The sequence below is a fragment of the Fretibacterium sp. OH1220_COT-178 genome (assembly GCF_003860125.1).
Classification (GTDB): Bacteria; Synergistota; Synergistia; order Synergistales; family Aminobacteriaceae; genus CAJPSE01.
This window is the reverse complement of sequence record NZ_RQYL01000080.1, coordinates 1-559: the sequence shown is the minus strand read 5'-3', so window position 1 is coordinate 559 and position 559 is coordinate 1. Positions and strand designations below refer to the sequence as shown.

At 61.2% G+C, this 559-nt stretch carries 1 pseudogene; it reads right to left on the bottom strand.

Annotated features, from left to right (window positions below):
• Window positions 1-34 precede the first annotated feature (34 nt).
• Window positions 35-97 (bottom strand): annotated as a pseudogene (locus tag EII26_RS13720) (Synerg-CTERM sorting domain-containing protein); the annotation flags it as partial.
• Window positions 98-559: the final 462 nt, after the last annotated feature.

Here is a 559-nt window from a genome sequence, read left to right as displayed (position 1 = left end):
GGGCAGCCGCCCTCAGGTTCGTTTGTTTCCGAGACTAGTCCCTCTTGCGCAGGAACAGAGGAGCCGCAAGGAGCAGGGCCAGGCCCGCAAACCCAGCGCCGTCCCTAAGGGACTAGCTACGTCTATCCGACGCTAGGCCTTCCTCTTCAGCAGGAACGCTCTGGCAAGAGCCAACATAAGTCCGCTCCATCCCGCGTCGCATCCGCCGCTGCCATCGTCGCTATTGCGTTCAACAAAGTGATAATGACCTGCCTCCTCTGTCAAGGGAGGTGCCGAACGCAGTGAGGCGGATGGGTTGTTTTTGAAAAAAACCTGCCCCCAAGCCTCGCTGTCACTCGGCAGCTCTCCTTACAGGGGGGCCAAAGCTGTTATTCCGTTTGATGAATGCGATCGGGTATCAGTGCCGTTTCAGCGAAACCGGCTCCCCGCCCCTACAGCACAAGCATCAGTCCGGACGAGAGTCGCCTTGGCCGTCCTCGCCCAGCCGGGCCGCAAACTCGTCCCGCGTCATGCCGGCACGGGACGACGCCGCCTCGATCGAAAGAAGACCGTCGCGGAC